Annotated in this window: 19 protein-coding genes; 7 read left to right on the top strand and 12 right to left on the bottom strand. The window is 60.9% G+C overall.

Translation table 11 applies throughout. The features are described from left to right. Window positions 1-188 precede the first annotated feature (188 nt). Window positions 189-1,895, top strand: coding sequence for a type VI secretion system tip protein VgrG (gene vgrG / locus K0F75_RS14395; RefSeq protein ID WP_219062540.1), 1,707 nt, complete (start codon window positions 189-191; stop codon window positions 1,893-1,895). Further along, on the top strand, window positions 1,892-2,698 hold the full coding sequence (locus K0F75_RS14400; protein ID WP_219062541.1) for a DUF4123 domain-containing protein: 807 nt from the start codon (window positions 1,892-1,894) through the stop codon (window positions 2,696-2,698). The genes vgrG and K0F75_RS14400 overlap by 4 nt, the downstream gene beginning before the upstream one ends. A gap of 33 nt (window positions 2,699-2,731) precedes the next feature. Here K0F75_RS14400 and K0F75_RS14405 read toward each other — a convergent pair whose 3' ends face one another. Beyond that, window positions 2,732-4,081: an MATE family efflux transporter gene (locus K0F75_RS14405; RefSeq protein WP_219062542.1), complete on the bottom strand. Its 1,350-nt coding sequence runs from the start codon at window positions 4,079-4,081 to the stop codon at window positions 2,732-2,734. 193 nt (window positions 4,082-4,274) lie between these two features. Between K0F75_RS14405 and K0F75_RS14410 the strand changes: the two genes are divergently transcribed. After that, window positions 4,275-9,191 carry an alpha-2-macroglobulin gene (locus K0F75_RS14410; protein WP_219062543.1) on the top strand — a complete coding sequence of 1,639 codons (4,917 nt, stop codon included), beginning with the start codon at window positions 4,275-4,277 and terminating at the stop codon, window positions 9,189-9,191. Window positions 9,192-9,262: 71 nt separating this feature from the next. On the opposite strand, the gene K0F75_RS14415 is transcribed toward K0F75_RS14410, so the two are convergent. Then, window positions 9,263-9,556, bottom strand: coding sequence for a hypothetical protein (locus tag K0F75_RS14415; RefSeq protein WP_219062544.1), 294 nt, complete (start codon window positions 9,554-9,556; stop codon window positions 9,263-9,265). A 95-nt stretch (window positions 9,557-9,651) separates the two neighbouring features. On the opposite strand from K0F75_RS14415, the gene pbpC reads away from it, so the two are divergent. Next, window positions 9,652-11,982, top strand: a complete 2,331-nt coding sequence (gene pbpC / locus K0F75_RS14420; protein ID WP_219062545.1) for a peptidoglycan glycosyltransferase PbpC — start codon at window positions 9,652-9,654, stop codon at window positions 11,980-11,982. 65 nt (window positions 11,983-12,047) lie between these two features. Here pbpC and K0F75_RS14425 read toward each other — a convergent pair whose 3' ends face one another. The 6 genes from K0F75_RS14425 to K0F75_RS14450 all read right to left on the bottom strand — a co-directional run bounded on the left by K0F75_RS14425 (window position 12,048) and on the right by K0F75_RS14450 (window position 16,683). Next, window positions 12,048-12,599 carry a DUF4136 domain-containing protein gene (locus tag K0F75_RS14425; RefSeq protein WP_219062546.1) on the bottom strand — a complete coding sequence of 184 codons (552 nt, stop codon included), beginning with the start codon at window positions 12,597-12,599 and terminating at the stop codon, window positions 12,048-12,050. A gap of 19 nt (window positions 12,600-12,618) precedes the next feature. Then, a complete protein-coding gene (locus K0F75_RS14430; RefSeq protein ID WP_219062547.1) occupies window positions 12,619-13,248 on the bottom strand; it encodes a DUF4136 domain-containing protein in 630 nt (209 codons plus the stop codon). Between the two features lie 37 nt (window positions 13,249-13,285). Further along, window positions 13,286-14,035 carry a methyltransferase domain-containing protein gene (locus K0F75_RS14435; RefSeq protein WP_219062548.1) on the bottom strand — a complete coding sequence of 250 codons (750 nt, stop codon included), beginning with the start codon at window positions 14,033-14,035 and terminating at the stop codon, window positions 13,286-13,288. Continuing rightward, on the bottom strand, window positions 14,032-14,337 hold the full coding sequence (locus K0F75_RS14440) for a nucleotide pyrophosphohydrolase (protein ID WP_219062549.1): 306 nt from the start codon (window positions 14,335-14,337) through the stop codon (window positions 14,032-14,034). The genes K0F75_RS14435 and K0F75_RS14440 overlap by 4 nt, the downstream gene beginning before the upstream one ends. Window positions 14,338-14,420: 83 nt before the next feature. Then, on the bottom strand, window positions 14,421-15,272 hold the full coding sequence (locus K0F75_RS14445; RefSeq protein ID WP_219062550.1) for a MaoC/PaaZ C-terminal domain-containing protein: 852 nt from the start codon (window positions 15,270-15,272) through the stop codon (window positions 14,421-14,423). Between the two features lie 43 nt (window positions 15,273-15,315). Beyond that, window positions 15,316-16,683 carry a 3-oxoacyl-ACP reductase gene (locus K0F75_RS14450; RefSeq protein WP_219062551.1) on the bottom strand — a complete coding sequence of 456 codons (1,368 nt, stop codon included), beginning with the start codon at window positions 16,681-16,683 and terminating at the stop codon, window positions 15,316-15,318. A 112-nt stretch (window positions 16,684-16,795) separates the two neighbouring features. Between K0F75_RS14450 and K0F75_RS14455 the strand changes: the two genes are divergently transcribed. Continuing rightward, complete coding sequence (locus K0F75_RS14455; RefSeq protein WP_219062552.1) at window positions 16,796-18,073, top strand: acetyl-CoA C-acetyltransferase; 1,278 nt, start codon at window positions 16,796-16,798, stop codon at window positions 18,071-18,073. A gap of 30 nt (window positions 18,074-18,103) precedes the next feature. On the opposite strand, the gene K0F75_RS14460 is transcribed toward K0F75_RS14455, so the two are convergent. After that, a complete protein-coding gene (locus tag K0F75_RS14460) occupies window positions 18,104-19,132 on the bottom strand; it encodes a bile acid:sodium symporter family protein (RefSeq protein WP_219062553.1) in 1,029 nt (342 codons plus the stop codon). A 129-nt stretch (window positions 19,133-19,261) separates the two neighbouring features. Between K0F75_RS14460 and K0F75_RS14465 the strand changes: the two genes are divergently transcribed. Next, window positions 19,262-20,068, top strand: coding sequence for a helix-turn-helix transcriptional regulator (locus K0F75_RS14465; protein ID WP_374028652.1), 807 nt, complete (start codon window positions 19,262-19,264; stop codon window positions 20,066-20,068). Between the two features lie 266 nt (window positions 20,069-20,334). After that, a complete protein-coding gene (locus K0F75_RS14470) occupies window positions 20,335-21,228 on the top strand; it encodes a PA4780 family RIO1-like protein kinase (protein WP_219062555.1) in 894 nt (297 codons plus the stop codon). Window positions 21,229-21,296: 68 nt separating this feature from the next. Here the strand turns inward: K0F75_RS14470 and cueR are convergent, their stop codons facing one another. From cueR to K0F75_RS14485, 3 genes are all read right to left on the bottom strand, one after another. Then, entirely contained in the window at window positions 21,297-21,698 is a 402-nt protein-coding gene (gene cueR, locus K0F75_RS14475) for a Cu(I)-responsive transcriptional regulator (protein ID WP_219062556.1), read from the bottom strand. A gap of 9 nt (window positions 21,699-21,707) precedes the next feature. Continuing rightward, window positions 21,708-23,897 carry a cation-translocating P-type ATPase gene (locus K0F75_RS14480; protein WP_219062557.1) on the bottom strand — a complete coding sequence of 730 codons (2,190 nt, stop codon included), beginning with the start codon at window positions 23,895-23,897 and terminating at the stop codon, window positions 21,708-21,710. Window positions 23,898-23,963: 66 nt separating this feature from the next. Then, window positions 23,964-24,347 carry a hypothetical protein gene (locus K0F75_RS14485; protein WP_219062558.1) on the bottom strand — a complete coding sequence of 128 codons (384 nt, stop codon included), beginning with the start codon at window positions 24,345-24,347 and terminating at the stop codon, window positions 23,964-23,966. Window positions 24,348-24,353: the final 6 nt, after the last annotated feature.

A 24,353-nucleotide genomic window follows, 5' to 3' on the forward strand; every position in this document is an offset into this window, starting at 1 on the left:
AACTGCCTGATCGGCGGCGGCTGAGCTGTACACGAACGGGCCCTGAATGTGGCCCGTTCGTGTGTCTGGCTATCTGTCTGCCTTGTCGTGTTTTTTTGTAGGCTCTTTCCTGTTCTGCGTTCCAGCCCTCTACTCGGAGGGTTCTCTCGGCGAGAATCCCCGGTCGTACCCAAGTAGAGGAGCCGCCGATGTTGGATCCAGTCACCGAGCCTTTTTTTCGTCTGGATATCCCGAACCTGTCCCACAGGCTCAACGTGCTGTCGTTTACCGGCACGGAAGCGATCAACCAGCCTTTTGCGTTTGAGCTGGAGGTGGTCAGCGAGTCCTCCGACCTGAACCTGCAAAGCCTGATGTACCGCTCGGCCTGGTTGAGCTTCGTTGACACTAAAACCGGGATCAACGGGCAGATCCAGGGTGCAGACCAAAGCCGCCGGGGGCCGCATCTCGGCCACTACCGTTTAAGCCTTGGTCCTCGGCTCGCGTGCCTTGCCGGGCGTTCTAACCTGCGCATCTTTCAAGGCCTGTCAGCCCCGCAAATCATTGCCAGGGTGCTCAAGGAGCATGGCATTCGCGCCGATGCACACCGTTTTGAACTCAACGGTACGTACCGTGAACGCATGTATTGCGCGCAGCACCACGAGTCGGATTTGCAGTTCGTCCAGCGTCTGTGTGAAGAAGAGGGCATCTATTACCATTTTCAGCATTCAAAGCGCTGCCATATGTTGGTGTTCGGGGATAGCCAGGGCGGCTTTCGACGTGCGCCGACCTGTCCTTTTCAGACGGAACCCGCGCAAATAAAGCCCCGCCGGGTCGCGACCGAACGGCATGCCGTTACTCACTTTTCCGTCAGCGCCGCTGACGGCGGGCAGGACAGTCGCCGCGCTCTGGAGCAGGCCGAGGGCGAAAGTACGTCGCCTTATCTGGGCGCTGGACTGCTGTTGCCGTTGAGTGGGCATCCGCAAAAAGAGTGGAATCATCTCTGGCTGCTGACCGAGGTTCAGCACCGGGGTTATCAGCCGCAGGAACTCGATGAGCTGCTGGCCGCTGTCATCAGCGCCGACTCGCCGTACAGCAATCATTTCCAGGCGACGCCGTGGGAGGTCGGCTTTCGCCCTTCGCCTGCGGCGGTTCGGCCACCCATGCTGGGTGTGCAGCGCGCGCGGGTGGTGGGGCCCGTTGTCGATCAGGTTCACTGCGACTCGCTGGGTCGGGTCAATGTGCAGTTCGACTGGGGGCGTCAAGGCGAGGGCGCGCAATACGCCAGTTGTTGGGTGCCGGTGTCTTCGGTGCTGGTCGGCGAGGGCGATGACGAGAGCGCCCAACCGAGGGTCGGCATGGAGGTGATGGTGAGCTTTATCCACGGCGACCCTGATCAGCCGGAGATCACCGCGTACTTGCAACGTCAGGATGCAGAGTGCTTTGACCGCGCAGCGGGTGCCCATTCCGAGTCTGTTTCTGAACCTGCCGGGTCAGACGCGAATGGGGTGCTGCGTGAGGGTGAGCAGATTCTGCGGATGCGCCTCGATCAGCGAACGTTTGTCAGCGAGGGGCAAAAAATCGAATTGTCTGGCGGGATAACGCTGACGTTCGAAAAAGACAGCGACCTGTTGTTCCGCGTGGGGGGTAGCTCGGTTCATCTGGGGCGTGACGGTTTGAAGCTGAGCAGTGCGCAGATCATGTTCAACGTGGACCCTGCGCCGCAGTCTGCAGCCGACAAGCTCCGCGATGAAGCCGAGCTGCGCGCGCGCGCCAACGAACTGCTGGAGCTGTTTCAGGCCAGTCACCCTTTGATCCTCCTGTGTCAGCTGCCTTCGGGCGGAAGTTTTGCCCACTGCCAAAGGACGCCCTGCGCCTGTCGGGCGATGGCGCTAATCGATGGGGAGGGCGCGCCATGAAAGAATCCGATTTCAACGGCTTTTACGGGCCTCACAATAAATGGCTATTGCTCGATACGCCAAGCGTGCCCGGCCTGGCCAGTCAGTTCAAAAAACGCTTCGCCCGCACCCGCTACCACGAGCTGTTGGCGGACACGGAGATGCACCTGATCCGCAAACAGGGCCCGCTGCTGGTGTACCTGAGCCCCGATGAACCCTTTAGCGTTGTCTGCCAGAAGGAGGCAGCAGAATGGCCCGGCCTGACCATTTTTTGCTCGGCGCCCACCGATGAATTGTTGGCGCACCTGCGCTGCATGCTCACCGTCCGGTTCAGCGATCACTACAAAGGCTTGATCACCTATTACAACGCACAGACCGCCTCCTATTTTTTCGACTCGATGGACGTTCAGGAGTTGAGTCGCTGGTTGGGGCCGATAGACTCGATCAGTTGGGTCGGCGGCACTTGGGCAGACAAAGCCGATGACTATAAGGACCGGCTGTACCTGAACAATCCGAAGCTGGAGGTTCCGCCGTTGACGGCCGAACCCCAACTCAGCGTCCAGCAAGAGAAAAAGCTGCAACAGTGCCTGCTGGAACGCCATGCGTATTTCTGGAGCGGTGCGACAGACAACAGTTACCGCAAGACCCTGCGCCATCTTCAGGAAGGCCTGCGCCTTGGCTTCAATGATCCGCTGATTCTTGATGAATGGCTCGGGTTGAGGGCCAGGTTTCCGACAGCCCCGTTGCCCTCGAACCCGGCAGACGTGGGGCAGCAGGCACGTTTCGACAACGTGCGTACCTATTGGGAGGGCGGACGGTCGTAGTTTTACGGGCGCGGTCAGCTCAAGGAGTGGGGGTCAATGTCCGGTGCTGGAAAACCAGCTATTGCTGCGGTTCAGGCGCCTGGCGAGTATGCCCAGCGTCGCGCCGCGCAGCAGCATGAACACCATGAACGTCAGCCACAGTCCATGATTGCCCAGGCCTTGGGCGAACCAGGCCATCGGCGCCACGAGCACCACGCTGAGCACCATGGCATTGCGCATCTCCCGCGCACGGGTCGCGCCGATGAACAGGCCATCGAGCAGGTAGCTCCAGACCGCAACCAGCGGCAGAGCAGCCAGATAGGGCAAGTAGATAAAAGCGGTCTCACGCACGGCCGGGATATCGGTCTGCATCTGGATAAACAGATGCCCGGCGAACATGAACACCACCGCGAACGCGACGCTGGCGAGCAGTGACCAACTGGCGGCAACCGTCAGCGAACGGCGCAGCGCGGCTCGGTCATGGGCGCCAATGGCGTGACCACACAAGGCTTCCACGGCATGGGCCAGCCCGTCCAGTGCATGAGCGGTGAGCAGCAGGCCATTGAGCAGCAACGCGTTGGCGGCCACCGTGGCGTCACCCAATCGGGCTCCTTGTACTGTGATCAGGAAAAATACCGATTGCAGCGCCAGGCTGCGAATGAAGATGTCACGGTTGACCGCCAACAGTGGCCGCCAGCTCTGCCACAAGGCGAGTACCGCCCACGCGACCTTGCCGGGGTAGGCACGCAGTGCTTGTTGGGTCAGCGCCAGGCCGAGCAGGGCGCCGGTCCATTCAGCCAGCACCGAGGCCCGCGCTGAACCGACCACGCCCCACTCCAGGCCAATCACGAACCACAGATTGAGGGCGATGTTCACCAGGTTGGTGGTCAACAGAATCGCCAGCGGGGCACGGGCGTTCTGGGTGCCGAGAAACCAGCCGACCAGCGCGTAACTGGCCAGTGCAGCAGGCAGGCCAAACAGGCGGGTGTGGAAAAAATCCAGGGTCAGTTGCTTGAGGTCGGCCGAGGGCTGCATCAGGCTCAGCGCCAGTTGGCTGAACGGTAAGGCGAAGACGCCGAGCACCAGCGCCAGCAGCACGGCCAGCAGCAACCCTTGCAACAGGATTTGCCGCAGCGCTGCTCCATCGCTGCGCCCGGCAGCCTGTGCGGCAAACCCCGTGGTGCCCATGCGCAGAAAACCCATGGCCCAGGCGAGGAAGGTGTACAGGCTGGCACCCACTGCGACTGCGCCCAGTTGATGGGCATGCGGCAGATGGCCGATCACCGCACTGTCGACCAATGCCACCAATGGCACGGAAATATTGGACAGAATCATCGGTCCCGCCAGCGCCCAGACCCGGCGATGGGTAGGGCGGTCGCGCCAATCGTTCAGCAGTGTCGACATGAAAGCTCCCTGGAAGGCAGGCAGTGTAGCAATCCGAGAGGTTTATGCGAATCAAACTCGTTCCCGACTCTGGCAGAAGGCTGAACTGGACCTTGTTTTGCTGCGCAACATCGCGGTAACACCTATAGGTGGGCTCCGGTGACGCGGTTGCTCTATAGTTCACCCTCTCACTACCGCTGCCGATGAGTGACCCATGCTTAACAAAGGATTGTTTCTGGCCTGTGTGCTGACGCTGCTAAGCGCCTGCGATTCGTCCACTTCACACAAGGCTGCGCCGGCCTCCGCACCCAATCCGGCCGCAGCGGTCGTTGAGTCGAGCAAGCCCAAACCCGCACTGGATCTTCCCGCCCTGAGCCAACGCTATGCGGGCCGTGAACTGACGGTGGTCGATGTCTCGGAAATCCAGGTCGACGGCGCGAGCACCCTGTCCGTGAGCTTTTCCGTGCCGCTGGACCCGGAGCAGAAGTTCGCTGAAAAGCTGCACCTGGTGGACACCAAAACCGGCAAGGTCGACGGCGCCTGGGAGCTCTCCGACAATTTGATGGAGCTGCGTCTGCGCCATCTTGAGCCTCAGCGCAAATTGGTCCTGACCCTGGATGCCGGTCTGCTCGGGGTGAACAAGGCCAAGCTCGCCGCGGAATACATCAGTCGCCTGGAAACCAGCGATCTGCAAGCCACCGTCGGTTTCGCCAGCCGTGGCAGCTTGTTGCCGACCCGGTTGGCCGAAGGTCTGCCGGTGATCGCGTTGAACGTCGCCAAGGTCGATGTTGAATTCTTCCGCATCAAGCCCGAATCCCTGCCTGCGTTTCTCAGCCAATGGGGCCGTAGCAGCACCCTGCAGGGTTATGAATCCAAAGACCTGTTGCCGATGGCCGATCTGGTCTATGGCGGCCGCTTTGACCTGAACCCGGCGCGCAATACACGGGAAACCCTGTTGCTGCCGATTGCCGGTCTCAAGCCGTTGCAACAGCCAGGCGTCTATCTGGCGGTCATGCGTGCCTCGGGCACTTACAACTATTCCCAGCCTGCGACCTTGTTCACCCTGAGTGACATCGGCCTGTCGGTGCATCGTTATCAGAATCGTCTGGACGTGTTCACCCAAGCGCTGGAGGGCGGTAAGGCCCTGAGCGGTATCGAGCTTGAACTGTATGACGCCGATGGTCGCGTGGTCGGCCAGGGCAAAACCGATAACGCCGGGCACGCCCAATTACCGTTGCCCGCCAAGGCTGAAGTGCTGCTGGCGCATCAAGGTGAACAGACCAGCCTGCTGCGCCTGAACAGCGCGGCGCTGGACCTGGCCGAATTCGATATCACGGGGCCTAAAGCCCACCCCCTGCAATTCTTCGTCTTCGGCCCGCGTGATCTGTATCGCCCCGGCGAAACCGTGTTGCTCAACGGCCTGCTGCGTGACAGCGACGGCAAGGACGTGAAACCGCAACCGATTAGCGTCGAAGTGCGTCGACCGGATGAACAGGTCAGCCGCAAGTTCGTCTGGGAAGCTGATGCGACATCGCTCTATCAATATCAATTGCAACTCGCGGGTGAAGCGCCGACCGGGCGCTGGCAACTGGTCTTCGATTTGGGAGACGGCAAACCGCAGGTGTATGAGTTCCAGGTCGAGGACTTCCTGCCGGAGCGTCTGGCGCTGGAAATCAAGGGCAGCGACACAGCGCTCAGCCCGGCCGACAACGCTGATTTCAACATCAATGGCCGCTACCTGTACGGCGCCCCGGCATCGGGTAATCGCCTGACGGGTCAGCTGTATGTCCGGCCGTTGCGTGACGCAGTAAACGCCTTGCCCGGTTACCAGTTTGGCTCGATCACCGAAGAGGAACTGAGTCAGGACCTGGACCTGGAAGAAAGCACCCTCGACGCCAATGGCGAGCTGACCCTCGAGGTGGAGAGCAAATGGGCGCAGGCCAAATCGCCGCTGCAACTGATACTCCAAGCCAGTCTGCAAGAGTCTGGCGGACGTCCGATTACCCGGCGTTTGGTGCAACCGGTATGGCCAGCAGACCGTCTGCCGGGGCTGCGAGCCCTGTTCGACGGTGATCAGACCGATGGCAACGGTCCGGCCGAATTCGAGCTGCTGGTGGCTGACAGCGAAGGCCACAAACTGGCCGCCGATAACCTCAAGGTGCGGCTGGTGCGTGAGCGCCGCGACTACTACTGGAACTACTCGGAGAGCGATGGCTGGAGCTCTCGCTATAACGAGAAGTTCCTGAACCTCGACGAAGAAACCCTGAGCATCAAACAAGGCGACACCGTCAAAATCAGCTTCCCGGTAGAGTGGGGTCCTTACCGCGTCGAAGTCGAAGACCCGGCCACCGGGATGATCAGCAGCCTGCGCTTCTGGGCCGGCTACCGCTGGCAGGACAACGCCGAAGGCGGCGCGGTGCGTCCGGATCAGGTCAAATTGGCGCTGGACAAACCGGCTTACGCCGATGGCGATACGGTCAACGTCACCGTCACACCTCCGGCGGCAGGCAAGGGTTACTTGTTGGTCGAGTCCAGCGACGGACCGTTGTGGTGGCAGGAAATCGACGTGCCGGCCGAAGGCAAACGCTTCGATATTGCGCTGGATAAACAATGGACGCGGCATGATCTGTACATCAGCGCGCTGGTGATTCGACCGGGCGAACGCAAAGCCAATATCACCCCGAAACGTGCGGTGGGCGTGCTTCATCTGCCGCTGGACCGATCACAACGCAAGCTGGCGCTGACGGTCACGACACCCGAGAAAATGCGGCCAAAGCAGCCATTGACCGTCAAGCTGCAAGCAAAAAACGCTGACGGCAGCGTGCCCAAAGAGGTGCATGTGCTGGTGTCTGCCGTGGACGTGGGCATCCTTAATATCACCGAGTACCCGACGCCGGACCCGTTCGCCAACCTGTTCGGGCGCAAGGCGTATGGCGCTGATCAACTGGACATCTACGGGCAACTGATCGAAGCAGGGCGGGGCCGTTTGGCGAGTCTGGCGTTCGGTGGCGATGCAGCGTTGGCCAAGGGCGGTAAACGTCCTGAAACCAGCGTGAACATCGTGGCGCTGCAAAGCGCGCCGGTGACCCTGAATGCGCAGGGCGAAGGTGAAATCAGTGTCGATATCCCCGACTTCAACGGTGAGCTACGGATCATGGCGCAGGCCTGGACGGGCGAGCGTTATGGCATGGCCGAAGCGAAAACCGTGGTCGCCGCGCCGCTGATTGCCGAGCTGTCAGCCCCACGGTTTCTCGCGGGAGGCGATCAGACTCAACTGGCACTGGACCTGTCGAACTTGTCCGGCAAAGCACAAACGCTGAAGGTACAACTCAGTGCTGAAGGGCAACTGAGCGTGATCAATGCCGCCAGCGCCGGTCAGAGTGTTGAATTGGCCCAGGGCCAGCGCATCACGTTGCAGATTCCGGTACGCGCCGACGGTGGTTTTGGCCAAGGGAAAATCAAGGTGGTCGTGCAAGGGCTGGACTTGCCGGGGGAAAGCTTGCCAGCGTTTAGTCGCGAGTGGACCTTGGGTGTGCGGCCGGCCTACCCGGCGCTGCTCAAACACTACCGTGCGGTGCTCAAGGATCAAGCCTGGAGCCTGCCCGAGGGCGCGCTTGAAGCCTTCGAACCGGCTGGGCGCGAAGCGTTGCTGTCGGTGTCGAGTCGGCCGCCGCTGAACCTTGGCGAGCAGATTCGGGCGCTGAAAGCCTACCCTTATGGCTGTCTGGAGCAGACCGCCAGCGGCCTGTACCCATCGCTGTATGCCGATGCCGCGAGCCTGAAACGCCTGGGCCTGGAAGGCGAGCCTGATGCCGATCGCAAGCGCAAGATCGAGCTGGGGATCGAGCGACTGCTGGGTATGCAACGTTACAACGGCAGCTTCGGTTTATGGGGCGCTGATGGCGAAGAGGAATACTGGCTGACCGCGTACGTCACCGATTTCCTCCTGCGGGCCCGCGAACAGGGATTTTCCGTGCCACCTGAGGCCTTGAAAAAAGCCAATGAACGGCTGCTGCGTTACGTGCAGGAACGCAATCTGATCGAAGTCAATTACAGCGAGGATGCCGAACACACCCGCTTTGCCGTGCAGGCTTACGCCGGCTTGGTGCTGGCGCGTAGCCAACAGGCACCGTTGGGCGCTTTGCGCAGTTTGTTTGATCGGCGCACCGATGCGCGCTCGGGTTTGCCGCTGGTGCAGCTGTCGATAGCGCTGGAAAAAATGGGTGATAAACCGCGTGCCGAACAGGCGCTGATCGGCGGTCTTGCGGCTACCCGAAAAGCCAATGACTGGCTCGCCGACTATGGCAGTCCGCTGCGCGATCAGGCGCTGATTTTCGCATTGCTCGAAGAGAACAATCTGGCGGCAGACAAGCGCGAAGAGCGGCTGTTTGAGCTCTCGGATCAACTGGCGGCCACGCAATGGTTGTCGACTCAGGAACGCAACTCGCTGTTCCTTGCCGGGCGTGGTGTGCTCGGCAAGCCGGAAGCCAACTGGGCTGCGCAATTGAGCAGCGGCACGCAAACGCTTGAGTTGAGCAACCATCAGCCGGGCCTCAAGCTTGAAGGCGCAACCCTGGCATCGCCGCTATCGTTGCAGAACACAGGCAGCACGACCCTGTATCAACAGCTGACTATTTCCGGCTATCCACAGCAGCCGCCGCTGCCTGGGGGTGAGAACCTGAGCATTCGCCGCGAGTACCTGGGCATGAAGGGCCAGGGGCTGAACCTTAATGCGCTGAAAAGTGGTGAGCTGGTGCTGGTCCATCTCGAGGTCAAGGCCAAACAGCGGGTGCCCGATGCGCTGGTGGTGGACTTGCTACCAGCCGGTCTGGAACTGGAGAACCAGAACCTGGCGCAAAGTGCGGCGAGCCTGGCGGACGCCAGCAGTGAGGTCAAAGAGTGGCGTGAGTCGATGCAGAACGCCGGCCTCAAACATCAGGAGTTCCGCGATGACCGTTATGTGGCTGCGCTGAACCTGGACGCGTTTAACACGACGCACCTGCTGTACCTGGCGCGAGCGGTGACACCGGGCACCTACCGCGTGCCACCGCCGCAGGTTGAATCCATGTACCGGCCGAACTGGCAGGCATTGGGTGACGCGCCAGCGCAGATGGTAGTGAAGGGGAAGTAGCTTGTAATCGTTCACTTTGTAGGCGCTGCCGAAGGCAGCTTTCGGCAGCGCCTATAGGTGGGCGGCGTTTGCTAGTGAATTATCCAGCTCAATAACCACAGGCCCAGAATCAGATAGAAGATGCCGAACACGATCGAGGCGCGCATGAAGGCGCGGATGGCGGAGTACAACAGCATCAGGCCGATGATCAGCGCCAGGATGCTGATCAGCGACGTGTCCATCCCCAGCGTTCTGGACAGGCCTTCGACAAAATTGCCACCTGCATGAGCCAGCAGATTGAATAGCCCATCCAATCCATTCACGATAAATCGAATCACGGCGCCCAGCGCCTGGCCGAGCCATTCGAAAAAGCTTTCTACCTGCATGTCTGATTCCTGATGAGGCTGATAAAAGAACACCTGTGTTCGCTTGGGCTATCGGTCGTCTCGGCGAGTTCCCGAGATAATAGAGGCTCTTGCGTTTGAATCCCCGAAAACTTGCGCGCTGGACGATTGGCAGCCTGTTGCTGCTGATCGCCTTGCTGTGGCTGGCCGACCATCTCTGGCCGTTGCCGCTGCCCAAGGACGATCTGGCACGAGTGGTCCTGGCCGAGGACGGTACGCCGCTGTGGCGGTTTGCCGATGCCAATGGCGTGTGGCGCTACCCGGTGACGACTGATCAGGTGTCGCCGTATTACCTTGATGCTTTGCTGACGTACGAGGACCGCTGGTTCTATCAACATCCGGGGGTGAACCCGCTGGCGTTGGTCCGGGCGACCTGGCAGAACCTCAGCGGCGCACGGGTGGTGTCGGGCGGCAGCACGTTGTCGATGCAAGTGGCGCGGTTGCTTGACCCGCATTCGCGAACCCTGCCTGGCAAGTTGCGCCAGTTGTGGCGCACGGCACAGCTGGAATGGCACTTGTCCAAGGATCAGATCCTCGGCTTGTACCTTAACCGGGCGCCCTTCGGTGGGACGTTGCAGGGCGTGGCGGCCGCCAGCTGGGCATATTTGGGCAAATCGCCCTTGCAGCTGACCCGCGCCGATGCGGCGTTGCTTGCGGTCTTGCCTCAGGCGCCGAGTCGTTTGCGCCCTGACCGCCACCCCAAGCGAGCGCAGGCAGCGCGGGACAAAGTGCTCACGCGGCTGGCCGAGTTTGAGGTCTGGCCACCATCAGCGGTCGATGAGGCACTGGAAGAACCGCTGCTCCTGGCGCCGCGTCAGGAACCGAGCCTTGCGCCGCTGCTCGCCCGGCGCTTGAACCGCGCCGACAGCCCGCCGCTGATTCGTACCACTATCGACGCTACCTTACAGCGGCGTCTGGAGGATTTGCTGCTCGGTTGGCGCGCGCGCTTACCGGAGCACACGTCGGCGGCGATTCTGGTGGTCGAGGAAGAGACCATGGCGGTGCGCGCCTACCTCGGTTCGGTTGATATCAACGATGCCCGGCGCTTCGGCCACGTCGACATGATTAGCGCGCTGCGTTCCCCGGGCTCGACCCTCAAGCCCTTTCTGTATGGCATGGCGCTGGACGCCGGGCTGATTCACTCCGAATCACTGCTGCAGGATGTGCCGCGTCGCTATGGCGATTATCGTCCGGGCAATTTTTCCTCTGGCTTCAGTGGCGCGGTCTCGGCCAGTAGTGCGTTGGCGATGTCGCTGAACCTGCCAGCGGTGCAATTGCTCGAAGCGTACGGCCCGAAACGCTTTGCCGCCGAGTTGCGCAACGGCGGTGTGCCGCTGACCCTGCCACCGTTGGCCGAGCCGAATCTGTCCTTGATTCTGGGGGGCGCGGGCAGTCGCCTGGAAGATCTGGTCAGCGGTTACAGTGCCTTTGCTCGCGGCGGGAAAAGCGCCAACCTGCGCCTGCAACCGCAAGACACATTGCGCGAACGACGGATGCTGTCGCCCGGTTCCGCGTGGATCGTGCGGCGTATTCTCAGCGGTCAGGCGCGGCCGGATATCGACCCCCACGCCGACCTGGTCCAGCGCCCGGTGCTGGCCTGGAAGACCGGCACCAGTTACGGCTTTCGCGATGCGTGGGCAATTGGCGTGGGGCCAAGGTTCCTGATCGGCATCTGGATCGGTCGCCCGGATGGCACGCCGGTACCGGGGCAATTCGGCCTGGCGTCGGCGGCACCCTTGATGCTCCAGGTGCATGACATGCTGATCAACCGCGACAGCCAACGCGGCATTGCCGCCCCCGTGCAACCGGTGCCGATGAACGTGGGTGTCGCGGCGATCTGCTGGCCATTGGGCCAGCCCATGAGTAAAAGCGATCCGAACTGCCGACGTCAGCGTTTCGCCTGGACGCTGGACACCACCACGCCGCCGACCTTGCAGGCCGCCGATCAACCGCTCGGCCTGGGGTTGTTGGAGAAAGTCTGGGTCAACGGCAAAGGCCTGCGGGTTGCTGCCAATTGCCCCGACGCACAGCCTCGGGACATAGCATTGTGGCCTGCGCCGCTGGAGCCCTGGCTGCCCCGCCTGGAGCGCCGTGACGCCCGTCTGCCGCCGAGCGATCCCGAGTGCCCACCCCAAGCCTCAAGCCTGGCAGCACCTTTGTCGGTGGTCGGTGTGCGCGAGGGTGATCAGTTGCGCCTGCCGACCGGCAGTAAGGACCTGCTGCGACTCACGCTCTCGGCGTTGGGCGGCAGTGGTCGGCGCTGGTGGTTTATCGATGGTGTGCCCATGGCCGACACGGCTGACCAGGGCAGCTTCAACCCGACCCTGAGCCGGTTGGGACGCTATCAACTCAGCGTCCTCGATGAAGGCGGGCACACCGCGCGGGTTGAATTCAGCGTGGTGGATTGAATCGATCCCCTGTGCTTGATCCGCATCGTCGTGGCGACCTCACAGGGCCGGTCTGAAGGATCTGCTCAGCGTGGCGGATAGAGCATGAGCACCTTGGCCACGGTCTGCCGGATCGCTGTATCGCGGGCGGCCGGGTTGTTCGTGCCGGTGTCCACAATCTGTTCGGTACTGCCGCGCCACACCAGCTTGCCGTCTTTGCCGTCGAGCAAATCGATTTGCAGGGTGCTGACCTTGTAGTCGACGCTACGGGTTTCGCTCATGCCTCCCCATCCGCCCCAGCCATTACCCCATGGACCGGCGCCATAGTTGGTACTAATCATCTGCTGACGGTTCTCGACAATCAGGTAGGTTTGCACCTGGACATCAGCTTTGCCCCCTGTCTGTGCCATGCGCAGCCCGCGTTGATCGAGTTGCTCAGCCACTGCCTGGCGAATGCGTTGTTCAGTCAGGTCGCTTTTTATCCGAGGATCATCGGGGCGGTATTGAACCCCTGGCTCTTTCCAGCCCCAGGTTCGATAGGCGCCAAAGTCCCTTGAGGCATCGAAGTCGCGGTTGACCGGGGTTGCACAGGCACCGAGCAGCAACGCGAGAGACAGTACAGCCAAGGGGCGAAACATGATGGTTCTCCGGTAACGATTACGAGGGAGGGTACGCCTTCAGGGCTTGCTGCACCGCCTGACGCAAGGCCTTGCCACGGGCGGACTGGTCGCCGCCACTGGCCGTTTCGGCGCTCGCACTCCACACAGGTTGACCACTTTGGCCGTCGAACAGGCTGATGCGCACCACGATCACTTGCTCTTGATACGTACGCACGATGGGGACCGTTGCATACGCGCCATAACCGCCGCCGTGATAGCCGTCGTAATGGCTATAACCCATTCCACCCCCGTAGTAAGGATTGTAGGCGTCCTCACGGTATTGTCGCAGGCGTGTTTCCAGGCGCACATCGGCGCTCACGCGCACGTCTGCCGGTTGATTGTTCATCGCCGGGCGTAAGCCGCGCTGATCCAGGCCATTGCCGATAGCTTCAGCCAGTTGCGCCGAATCCGCCCATGCCGAACCTGTCGGAAGCTGGCCGTTGACCCAGGCCCAGTTGCGATAACGCCCATAATCGCGGGTCGGTGCCGGGTAGGCGCTCAGGTCCAGCGTATTGGCCGCTTGCGCCGGTGCCGGTGGTATAGGGTTGGCGCTGGCGACATAGGGATTGCTGCTCTGACAGGCGCTGAGGCCCAGGCAGAGCAGGATTAAAGCGAGGCGGCACGTCATGATGGTCTCCGCTATGAGCCTCTTGGCGATGAACAACTTACTGTGGCTTGCACATCCAGTGCAGATAGCGCCCCAAGCCTGCAAAGGCAGGGTGGCGACGGTGGGCCAGTTCCATTTCCAGCAAATCCGCGAGTTGGACCCTGGCCTGAAATTCAGGCGGCATATAGTCGTGGAAAACCCGTACGCCACTTTGGGTTTCGACCCGCCACAGAGGTTCAAGTTGCGCCGCTAATTCGCGCGGATCAAGGGGTTGTTGCGGGGTCAGGCTTTGCTTTTCTCCCGCCATGTCATTTTTGCGCATTTTGCGGAAATGACCTTTGAGCAGATTGCGATAAATCAAGGCGTCGCGGTTATAAAACGCCAGCGAGAGCCAGCCGTCTTTCTGGGTCAGTTGGTGCAGGACTGGCAGGATCGCGTGGGGTTCTGCGAGCCATTCCAGCACGGCGTGACAGATCACCAGATCATAAGGTTCGGTCAGTTGGCCGAGCAATTGTTGCCAGGAGGCCTGAATGAAAGTCGCGCTTTGCCCTGCATCGGCAAAGCGTTGGCGTGCGCTGTCGAGCATGGGTTCGGCCGGTTCGGCCAGCGTCACCTGATGCCCGCGTTCGGCCAGCCACAACGACATATGGCCCAACCCGGCGCCGATGTCCAGGACCCGCAGAGGCCGGTCAGGCAGCACCTCGATAAGGTCAGCCTGCAGAACGGCGAGACGGATGGCACCTTTGGCGCCGCCATAGATTTTTTCGGCAAAACGGGTCGCCAGCAGATCGAAATGACGGTCGCTCATTTGCTGAAACGCCGTTCGCTGTCGGCCAGTTTATTGCGCACCACTTGATCCATATCCAGCCCCAACTCGCTGCACATCAGCAGCAGATACAAAACGATGTCGCCCACTTCCTGCCCTGCATGCGCCAGTTGCTCAGCCGGCAGTTGTCGCGACTGGTCTTCGCTGAGCCATTGGAAAATTTCGACCAGCTCGGCCATTTCCACACTGGCAGCCATGGCCAGGTTTTTTGGGCTGTGGAATGGACGCCAGTCATTCTGGTCGCGGATCTGGTGCAGGCGTTGGGTGAGTTCGTCGAGGTTCATGGGGCTCTCCTGAAGGCGTGTAGCTTCAAGGGGATGACGGCCGGAAGCAAGTGCTTCGAACGGCTGGAGCCTCTGTGTGTGGCTTAGGCCACCGGCTGCCAACTCCCAAGCATGTGCACCAGGTTATTCGCCCCTGTCAGCCGCAGTTGCCCGCTGGAACCTGGCGCACTGGCTGATAGCACCACTTCGCTCGGTAGACGTACAGGTTTCTGAAATTGCACATCGATCTCGATATTCGACGCGGGCAGATGATCCAGGGCAGCGAGGGTCCGGGCCTCGAGCCACAGGCCATGGGCGATGGCTCGGGGGAAGCCGAATATTTTGGCGCTGGCGGCACTCAGGTGGATCGGGTTGTAGTCGCCAGAGACTTTGGCGTACTGCCGTCCGATATCGGCCGGTGCCTGCCAGCGTTCCACTTCCAACAGCGGCAACGGTGCAGGTTCGTAGTCGCCCGCCGGTTCGCCAGGCAGTTGCACGCTACGGCAGAGCATGGTGCTGTCCTCCTCCCACAGAGGGCCGAGGGCGTCTTCAATCTGGGTGATCAGGTTGAAGGTCGCGCCTTTGGCATGGGGCTGCAGGTTCACGACGTGTACGCTGACCCTGACCTGACTGACACCCCCCAACGGGCGCAAAATGCTGATGCGATTGCCCAGGTGGATCAAGCCCATCAGCGGGAAAGGGAAGTCCCTGGACGTCATCAGTTGCATCTGCAGCGAGAAAGCCAGCACATGGGGGTAGGTTGGCGGCAGCAGGCTGGAGTGAGTGAATCCACAGACCTTGCGATAGGCTTCCACCTGCTGGGGATTAACCGATACCCAGCAGCGCAGACCTTGATCAGGCAACTGCGTGCTTGTGATTTTGCGCCGTAAAGCGGCCTGCATGAACAGGCCTGGCAATGCCGGCGGTGTGGTCAGATAGCTCCACTCATGATCCATTGATGATCCCCCTGCTCTAGCACTAAAAAGCATACAACGAAGATCAGGCGCCGATAAGGCTCTGACCACATACCCGCAGGACCTGACCACTGAACGCACCCGTTCCCGGCTGACTCAGCCAGGCCACGGCTTCCGCGACGTCTTGCGGTAAACCACCCTGGCCCAGCGAACTCATGCGCCGGCCTGCTTCACGCAGGGCGAAGGGCAGGTCGGCGGTCATTTTGGTTTCGATGAAGCCCGGCGCCACGGCGTTGATGCTGATGCCGCGCTCATGCAACGACGGCGCCCAGGCCTTGGCCAATCCGATCAACCCAGCCTTGCTGGCGGCGTAGTTGGTTTGCCCACGGTTGCCTGCAATGCCACTGATGGACGCCAGCAGAATGACCCGTCCGTTGTCGTGCAGGGTGCCACTGTCGAACAGGGCTTTGGTCAGCACTTGGGGGGCGATGAGGTTGACACTCAGCACCGCCTCCCACAGTTCCGGCGTCATGTTCGCCAGGGTTTTGTCGCGGGTGATGCCGGCGTTGTGCACGACAATGTCGATGCCGTTGCCGTTGTGCCCGCTGAGGCCTTGAATGAGCTGGGCAGCGGCATCGGTTGCGCAAATATCCAGCGCCAGACTTTGCCCGCCCAGACGCGCAGCGAGTGCTTCGATATCGGCCTTGGCTTGCGGCACATCCACCAACACCACTTCAGCACCGTCGCGGGCCAGGGTTTCAGCAATCGCGGCCCCAATCCCGCGCGCAGCCCCGGTGACCAGCGCCCTGCGCCCGGACAGCGGACGACTCCAGTCCTGGACGTGGGTCGAGCAGGGCCTCAGTCGCACAACCTGGCCGGAGATGTAGGCGCTTTTCGGCGACAGGAAGAACCGCAATGCGCCTTCCAGTTGATCTTCTGCGCCGTCATCGATGTGCAGCAATTGTACGGTGCCGCCGTTGCGCATCTCTTTGGCGAGGGAGCGGCTGAAGCCTTCTATGGCCTGCTGAGTACTGGCAGCCAGTGGATCGCTCAAGGATTCGGGGGCTCTGCCCAGAATCAGCACATGGGCGCTGTGGTCAAAGCTTTTCAGGATGGGCTGAAAAAACTCGCGCAGTTGCTTGAGCTGGTCGGCGTGGACAAGGGTGCTGGCGTCAAACACCACCGCTTTGAGCTTGGGCCCTTGCTCCGCGACCCAAGCGGTCGCCCCCGGTTGATCGCTGCCAAAGCTGTACAGCGAATCGGTCAAGCGCTGGGCAAAAATCCTGACGTGATCAGCCAGCGGACCGGCACTGATCAACAGCGTCCCTTCGATGGGACGCAGACGCCCGGCTTGCCAGCGTTCCAGGTGGACCGGCACCGGCAGGCCAACCGCGCCGACCAGCCGACGGCCAATGTCCGAGTTGGCGAAGTCGATGTAGCGATCTGAAGACATGGAACGCTCTCCTTGAGCCGGGGTTCAAAGTAGTTGACCACAGCAAGACAGCGTTCGTTCTCGTCGGGCCTATGCTGTTTTTTAGCGATTTTGTCCTAAAAGGGAGTTGTTTATGAATCTGCCACGCCGGGTCGCCATTATCGGCGGCAACCGTATTCCCTTCGCTCGTTCCAATAGCGCCTACGCCACGGCGAGTAATCAGGAGATGCTGACGGCCGCGCTGGAAGGGTTGATCGAGCGGTTCAACCTGCATGGCGTGCGCATGGGCGAGGTGGCAGCAGGTGCGGTGCTCAAGCATTCACGGGACTTCAACTTGACCCGTGAATGCGTGCTCGGCTCGCGGTTGTCCGCGCAGACACCGGCCTATGACATTCAACAAGCCTGCGGCACGGGCCTGGAAGCGGCGCTGTTGGTCGCGAACAAAATCGCTCTGGGGCAGATCGAGTGCGGGATTGCTGGCGGCGTAGATACCACGTCCGACGCACCGATTGGGATCAATGACGACTTGCGCCACATCCTGTTGCAATTCAATCGCAGTAAAACCGTGGCGGAGAAACTCAAGGCCCTGTTGCAGCTGCGCCCGCATAACCTCAAACCCGAACTGCCGCGCAACGGTGAGCCGCGCACAGGCCTGTCCATGGGCCAGCATTGCGAGCGGATGGCGCAGACCTGGAACATTCCTCGGGAGGCTCAGGATCAGTTGGCGCTGGAAAGTCACCTGAAGATGGCGGCCGCCTATGCCGAAGGCTGGCAGGATGACTTGCTTACGCCCTATCTGGGGTTGAACCGCGACCAGAATCTGCGCCCGGACCTGACCCTGGCCAAACTTGCCAGTCTCATGCCGGTATTCGAGCGCAGCGCCAAAGGTACGCTGACCGCAGGCAACTCCACACCGCTGACTGACGGTGCTTCGTTGGTGTTGTTGGGCAGTGAAGAGTGGGCCAAAGAGCGCGGGCTGCCGGTATTGGCGTATCTGCGTGATGGCGAAGCGGCTGCGGTGGATTTCGTCAACGGTGCCGAAGGGTTGTTGATGGCGCCGGCTTACGCCGTTCCGCGCTTGCTGGCGCGCAACAATTTGAGCTTGCAGGATTTCGACTATTACGAGATTCACGAAGCCTTCGCCGCACAGGTGCTGTGTACCCTCAAGGCGTGGGAAGACGCCGATTACTGCAAAACCCGCCTGGGCCTCGACGCGCCGCTGGGGTCGATTGATCGCAGCAAACTTAATGTCAAAGGCAGCTCATTGGCGGCCGGCCACCCCTTCGCCGCGACCGGCGCACGCATCGTTGCCAACCTGGCGAAGTTGTTGGCAGTGGCCGGGCAAGGACGAGGGCTGATCTCCATCTGCGCGGCGGGCGGGCAGGGGGTCACGGCGATTATTGAGCGGTGATTGCGCGCTGTTCGCGAAGAGCGCCGAACGTTAAGCCGCTCGGGCTTCTTCCCGCGCAGCCTGCGACAGCTGTTTATGGTTGCGACTCGCGTAGTTTTCCGCGATCACCGAACAGACGATCAACTGCATTGGGTGATAAATCATGATCGGCAACAGGATCAGGCCCAGCCCAGGGTTGGCGCCGAAGATCAGTGCGGCCATCGGTGCGCCAGCGGCCAGGGACTTCTTGCTCGCGCAAAACACCGCTGCCACTTCATCGGCGTGATTGAAGTTCAGGGCGCGAGTCGTGCGCGTGGTCATGAACAGAATGACCGCCAGTAAGACGCCGCTGCCAATAAAGGCGCTGAGAATCACCGTATCACCTTGTTGTTGCCACATGCCGGACACCATCGAATTACAAAACGCGGCGTAGACCAGCAACAGGATCACGACTTTGTCGACGATATTCGTGTAGCGCTTGTGCCGGGCGAAAAACTTGCCGAGGAACGGACGCACCAGTTGCCCCAGCACCAGTGGCAACAGAAGCATTGCGCTCAAGTCGAGCAGGGTCGACCCCAGATCAATCCCGCCAGCGCCCGTGCCGACCACCAGGCTCACGAGCCAGGGGGTCATGAAGATCCCGAACACACTGGACATGCTGGCATTCAGAATGGCCGCAGGAACGTTGCCCCCTGCGCTGCCGGTCAGTGCAACCGAGGAGGAAATGGTCGAGGGCAGGGCGCACAGGTAGAAGAAGCCAAGCATCAACAAGGCTGGCATGTGTGAGCCGAACAGCTGGTTGCAGATCAGCCAGATCAGGGGGAAGACCACGAACGTGAAGGCCTGCACCATGATGTGCAGTTTCCAGTTTTTCAGGCCGTGGCTGATTTGTTCGCTGGACAGGTTCACCCCGTGCAGGAAGAACACCAGAAACACCCCGATGTTGATCACATATTCAGCATGCATCCCGCCGCCGGCACTGCCGAAGCCCGGGAAGAAATACGCGAGCAACGTGGCGATCAGCATGCCGCAAAGGAACCAGTCCGTAACGACGCGTTTGAGGTGCTTGAAGGCATGCATAAATAGGTCGGCCTGATGTTGTGGAGACGTTATGGAAAGAGGGACGCGTTATAAAAGAGTTTTGTAAAAAAAGATGACCGAAGGCTAACCTGCACGCGATGATGCCGTCTTGCGACATAAGGCCAATCGATAGCGACTAACGGACAATTTATGGGCTTTCGTCAGGGTAACGAGCGTCAGATACCTCTACTCAGTGCTTTGCCGCGCCCGGTCTATGCGCGGGCGGAAAGCCTGGGTGCGGGTTCCTGGACGCCGCCTCATCGTCATGACTGGGTGCAGTTCTCTTATGCAATCAGCGGCGTATTAGGCGTGCACACCGCGGAGGGTAGTTTTTTCGCGCCACCGCAGTGGGGCGTGTGGATTCCCGCCGGGGTCGAGCATGACGTGGCTACGTCGATGCGGGCGGAGATGCGCAGCCTGTATGTGCGCAAGGAGGACTGCAGTTGGGCGCCGGAGCGTTGTCGTGTGCTGGAGGTCACGCCGCTGGCCCGCGAGCTGATCAAGACGTTTTGCTTGCTGCCGCCAAGTTATCCACAGGGTGACAGCAGCGAGGCGCGGCTGGTGCAGGTGCTGCTCGATCAACTGGCCCATCTGCCGGAAGTCGGGTTCTCTCTGCCGCTGCCGCGTCATCCGCGTTTGCTTGGGCTGTGCAACGAATTGATCGAAAATCCCAGTCAGTCGATCACCCTGCAGGGATGGGCCGAGCGCCTGGGCATGTCGGAGAAAACCGTGATGCGTTTGTTTCAGCGCGAAACTGGCTTGAGTTTTCGTGGCTGGCGTCAGCGCGCGCGGTTGTTATCCTCGCTCAGCGCACTGGAAGAGGGCGAAAGCGTGACTAACACGGCCCTGTCCTGTGGGTACGATTCGACCTCGGCGTTCATCGCCGCGTTTAAAAGCCTGTTTGGCTTCACCCCGGGTGAACTGTTCAAGCCCTGATGCCTGCGGTCCGGTGTTTTTTGCAGGTCCGTCCTAGGGAATTTATGTTATCTGTAACGCCAATGGATAAAACTGCTTACAGCTTGCGTGGTCCCATCTGACTGGGCTCGGTTATGCTCTGCCCGGCATGGAAGCTGCTAAATAATTGAAGCCTTTCGTAAATCTCTGAAGGTCAAAGGTCGGCATCTACTACTCGCTGTGAGAGGATTGCCGTATAACGAGCAACAATCGCGTGTTTGGCAACGAAGGACCCACAATAAAAGCTGATGAAGACTCCAAAACGCATTGAACCCCTGATCGAGGACGGTCTGGTCGACGAGGTGCTGCGCCCACTCATGAGTGGTAAAGAGGCAGCTGTTTATGTGGTGCGCTGTGGCAACGAGCTGCGGTGCGCCAAGGTTTACAAGGAGGCGAATAAACGAAGTTTCCGGCAGGCCGCGGAGTATCAGGAGGGTCGCAAGGTTCGCAACAGCCGGCAGGCCCGAGCGATGGCCAAGGGCTCGAAGTTCGGTCGTAAAGAGACTGAAGATGCCTGGCAGAATGCTGAAGTAGCCGCGCTGTTTCGTTTGGCCAGCGCGGGTGTGCGAGTGCCCAAGCCGTACGACTTCCTTGAAGGCGTGCTGTTGATGGAACTGATCGCCGACGAGTTTGGCGACGCGGCCCCTCGCTTGAACGATGTGGTGATGGAACCGGATCAGGCGCGGGAGTATCACGAGTTCCTGATCAGGCAGATCGTGCTGATGCTGTGTACCGGTCTGGTGCACGGTGACTTGTCCGAGTTCAACGTGCTGTTGACCCCGGGCGGGCCGGTGATTATCGATTTGCCGCAGGCTGTCGATGCCGCTGGCAACAACCATGCGTTCAGCATGCTGGAGCGCGACGTCGGTAACATGGCTTCTTATTTCGGACGCTTTGCCCCGGAATTGAAGACGACCCGGTACGCGAAAGAAATGTGGGCGCTTTATGAAGCTGGCATCTTGCACCCGGGCAGTCCGCTGACCGGTGAGTTCGATGAGCCTGAAGACCTGGCCGATGTCGGTGGGGTTCTGCGGGAAATCGAAGCGGCCCGTCTGGACGAGGACCACCGTCAGGCTGTCCGCGCGGCAGATGACGCGCCACCGAGCAAAACCGAAGAGCCGCCTCCACCCTGGATGCAGTGATCCGCTAAATAAAAAATCCGGCTCAGGCCGGATTTTTTATTGGGTAGTCGGAATGCCTGCGGCCAGGATCAGTCGCAGCACCCACCAGACGCCAGGTCCTTGAGAATCGGACAGTCCGGGCGATGGTCGCCCTGGCAGTGCTCGACCAGCTCTTGCAAGGTATCGCGCAGGCTGGCCAGTTCGCTGATCTTCTGATCCAGCGCCGTGATGTGTTCACGGGCCAGGGCTTTGACATCGCTACTGGCACGCTGGCGGTCTTGCCACAGAGTCAGCAGTTTGGCCACTTCTTCCAGTGAGAAACCCAGGTCCCGCGAACGCTTGATGAAGGCCAGCGTGTGCAGATCTTCCGGCCCGTACAGTCGATAACCGCTGTCACTGCGGTGCGCGGCCTTGAGCAGGCCAATGGATTCGTAATAACGAATCATCTTGGCGCTCAGACCACTGTTTTTGGCGGCTTGACCAATATTCATCATGGCTCCTCAATCGATATCCTTCGGCTTCCAGGTTTTCAGCAGCAGCGCATTGCTCACCACACTGACACTCGACAGCGCCATCGCAGCGCCCGCCAACACTGGGTTGAGGAAGCCGAATGCGGCCAGGGGAATGCCGATCAGGTTGTAGACGAAGGCCCAGAACAGGTTCTGGCGAATCTTCGCATAGGTTTTGCGGCTGATCTCCAGCGCCGCCGGGATCAAGCGGGGGTCGCCGCGCATCAGGGTAATCCCGGCCGCATGCATGGCCACATCGGTTCCGCCGCCCATGGCGATACCGATGTCTGCCGCCGCCAATGCCGGCGCGTCGTTGATGCCGTCACCAACCATCGCCACCACCCCGGTTTTTTTCAGCTCGACAATGGTCGCCGCTTTGTCGGCGGGCAGGACTTCTGCGTGCACATCGCTGATACCCAATGCCTCGGCCACCACACGGGCGCTGCCGCGATTGTCGCCGGTGAGCAAGTGGCTGCTGATATGACGTGCAGTGAGTTGTTGGACCGCTTCCAGAGCACCGGGCTTGAGCGTGTCTCCGAAGGCCAGCAGCCCCAGCACCGAGGGCTGCGCGCCGCGCTCAATCAGCCAGGACAACGTGCGACCTTCTGCCTCCCATGCTTGCGCGGATTGCGCCAGGGTTCCCATGGTCAGGCCGCTTTCTTCCAGCAGACGGCGATTGCCCAGCGCCAGATCCCGACCTTGCACGGTCCCGGCAATGCCTCGCCCCGGCAGCGCCTGGCTGGCGGCGACCGCTTCGATGTTCAACTCGCGGGCCGTGCAGGCATCCAGTACGGCCTTGGCCAAGGGGTGCTCGCTGCCTTGTTGCAACGCGCCGGCCAATTGCAGCAGGACGTCTTCGTTGCCATCGACAGCGCTCAAGTGGGCGATGCGTGGTGTGCCGGAGGTCAGCGTGCCGGTCTTGTCGAAGACTATGGCCGTGACTTCATGGGCACGTTCCAGTGCTTCCGCGTCCTTGATCAAAATGCCGTAACGGGCCGCCACGCCAGTGCCTGCCATGATCGCCGTTGGCGTCGCCAGCCCCAGCGCGCAAGGGCAGGCAATCACCAGCACCGCCACGGCATTGATCAGGGCCGTTTCCAGCGGCGCGCCGGCCAGCAGCCATCCCGCCAGGGTGAAGACGGCGATCACCAGCACTGTCGGGACGAACACCTGACTGACTTTATCCACAAGCTTCTGAATAGGGGCTTTGCCCGCCTGAGCATCCTCGACCAGACGAATGATCCGCGCCAACACGGTTTCCGCGCCCAACGCCCGGGTCTTGACCAGCAAGCGGCCTTCGCCATTGATTGCGCCACCGGTCACCTTGTCACCGGGCTGCTTGGGCACGGGCAGGCTCTCACCACTGATCAAGGCTTCGTCGGCGTGACTCTGGCCATCAATCACTTCGCCATCCACCGGGAAGCGCTCGCCGGGCTTGACCACCACCAGATCGTTGAGGCGCAAAGCGCTGATGGCCACGTCCCGTTCTTGTCCGTCGATCAGTTGAATAGCACGTTCGGGGCGCAGGGCCTCAAGCGCGCGAATGGCGCTGGCGGTCTGGCGTTTGGCGCGGCTTTCCAGGTATTTGCCCAGCAGTACCAGCGCGATAACCACCGCCGAGGCTTCGAAATACAGATGCGGCATGCTGCCCGGCGCGGTGTTCGCCCATTGATAAAGGCTCAGGCCATAGCCCGCACTGGTGCCCAGCGCGACCAGCAAATCCATGTTGCCGGCACCGGCCCTGACAGCTTTCCAGGCCGCGATGTAAAACCGTGCACCGAGAATGAATTGCACGGGCGTTGCCAGGGCAAACTGCACCCAGGCCGGTAGCATCCAGTGCACACCGAATGGCGCCAGCAGCATGGGCAGAACCAGCGGCAGCGCGAGGGCAATCGCCAGCAGCAATGCCCAGCGCTCCCGGGTCAGTCGTTGTTGTTGGTTGTCGGCGTTGGCGCGAGTGTCTTCCAGCAGGCTTGCGCCATAACCAGCCCGGGTGACGGCCGCAATCAGCACGGCTGGGTCGATTGGCCCTGACGATTCGACGTGCGCACGTTCGCTGGCGAGATTGACGCTGACGGTTTTGACGCCGGCAACTTTGCTTAATGCGCGCTCGACCCGTCCGGCACAACTGGCGCAGGTCATTCCGGTTATGGGCAATTCGAGCGTGTTGGACATAGGCATGGGTAACTTCCCTGAAGGCTATGCCTCAAGGATTAACCTTGCCACACGGGTAAGGTCAAGCCCCTTTCAATATTCCAGGGCCGCCCGCTTCAGGTATAGGCCATTGGGGCCCATGGCGATCCGGTATTTGCTGACTTCGCCGGCCTTTATTTCAATGACCATGCTCGGAGGGACATCCATACCCGGCGCGCACCCTGAGACCTGACCGGGCAGGAGACGCAGGCGAATAGAGGTTTTACCCGGCGCGAGGTTGAAGGACGTTGACGTTTCCTGAAACAAACGCCCGACCAATTGATCCTGAAGATACAGACCGATTTCGCATGAGGTGTTCACCTCCAGCCGCTCCCGGGAAATGATCAGGACGCCGTAGTCTTGCGAGTCGGCGTTGGCGAAGGGTACTGTCGCCCATAGGCCGAGGATGCTCATTAGGCTCAATACTGACCAGCGCATCGCTGA

The organism is Pseudomonas sp. UMAB-08 (assembly GCF_900095225.1).
GTDB lineage: Bacteria > Pseudomonadota > Gammaproteobacteria > Pseudomonadales > Pseudomonadaceae > Aquipseudomonas.